The sequence below is a fragment of the Teichococcus aerofrigidensis genome (assembly GCF_054073225.1).
Genome location: NZ_JBSXMU010000298.1, coordinates 1 through 463, shown reverse-complemented (window position 1 = coordinate 463; position 463 = coordinate 1). Strand labels below are relative to the sequence as shown.

At 79.9% G+C, this 463-nt stretch carries 1 protein-coding gene; it reads left to right on the top strand.

What is annotated here, in order from left to right; all coding sequences use genetic code 11:
- The coding region (locus ACVMLK_RS21330; RefSeq protein ID WP_457487584.1) for a hypothetical protein at positions 1–463 on the top strand (463 nt) is incomplete at both ends.

Below are 463 nucleotides of genomic sequence, written 5' to 3'. Positions count from 1 at the left end.
GGAGACCGCCGGGGCGCGGGTCGAGCACCACGCGCTGGAGGAGGCCGCGCGGATCGCGCCGCGCCAGCTGCAGGACCGGCACGTGCTGCTGCTGGCGCGCCCGGACGCCGCGGCGCTCCCCGCCACCCTCGCCCGTGTGACGCGCCTGGCCGAGGCGGCGCAGGGCAGCGCCGCCAGCCTCACCCTGCTGCTCGGCGACACCGCGCGGGAGCCCGAGGCGGCGGCGCTGCTCGGCCTTGGCCGCGTGCTGGCCAACGAGATGCCGGGCCTGCGGCCGCGCCGAATCGGACTCGCCACCATGCCGGAGGAACGCGCCCTCGCCCGCCTGCTGCCGGAGTTGCTGCCCAATCCCTCGGCCGATCCCTCGGCCGATCCGTCCTTCGGGGCCGGCGCGGCGCGCGAGCCCGAGCTGCTGCTCTCGGCCCGCGCCTGTCTGCGGCCGCGCCTGCGCCCGGGCGCGGCC